The organism is Mesorhizobium sp. M4A.F.Ca.ET.050.02.1.1 (assembly GCF_003997725.1).
GTDB lineage: Bacteria > Pseudomonadota > Alphaproteobacteria > Rhizobiales > Rhizobiaceae > Mesorhizobium.
On record NZ_RZSG01001537.1, the window covers coordinates 1 to 410 of the forward strand.

At 65.6% G+C, this 410-nt stretch carries 1 protein-coding gene and 1 pseudogene; both read right to left on the bottom strand.

What is annotated here, in order from left to right:
* Positions 1–241: pseudogene (locus EOA33_RS38530) on the bottom strand (segregation and condensation protein B); the annotation flags it as partial.
* Between the two features lie 2 nt (positions 242–243).
* Positions 244–410, bottom strand: a 167-nt coding sequence (locus EOA33_RS38535) for a DUF1403 family protein (RefSeq protein WP_127407879.1), incomplete at its 5' end; no start/stop codon positions are given.

Here is a 410-nt window from a genome sequence, read left to right on the forward strand (position 1 = left end):
GCTCGTAGGGGCGACCGGCGAGCTCGGCGCGGATATCGTCGATGACCAAATCGAGATTGCAACTTCTGCCGACGACGCGCGCGAGCACCTCGCGTGGCACAGGCTCGCTGGCGGAAAAGATCACCGCTTCGACGCGGCCCATCCACTCGCGCCAGCGCAGTTCCGGCGGCAGGTGCTCGAGCTCGGTGTCAAGTAACGCCGGCTGATCGTTTGGCTTGCGGCGGACGGAGGCTTGGCTCATCGCTACAGCCCAAACAGCCGGAAGGTTGCGCGGCCCGACAGCTCCCGCACGGCCTCGAGCTGCTGCAGCCGCTCGAACAGCCGCCGCGCCGCAAAGCGCGACAGGTTTTTCGTCGTCAGCGATCCGGCGACAGCATCTTCATTGAGCAGCAAAAAGATCACGTCGCCGG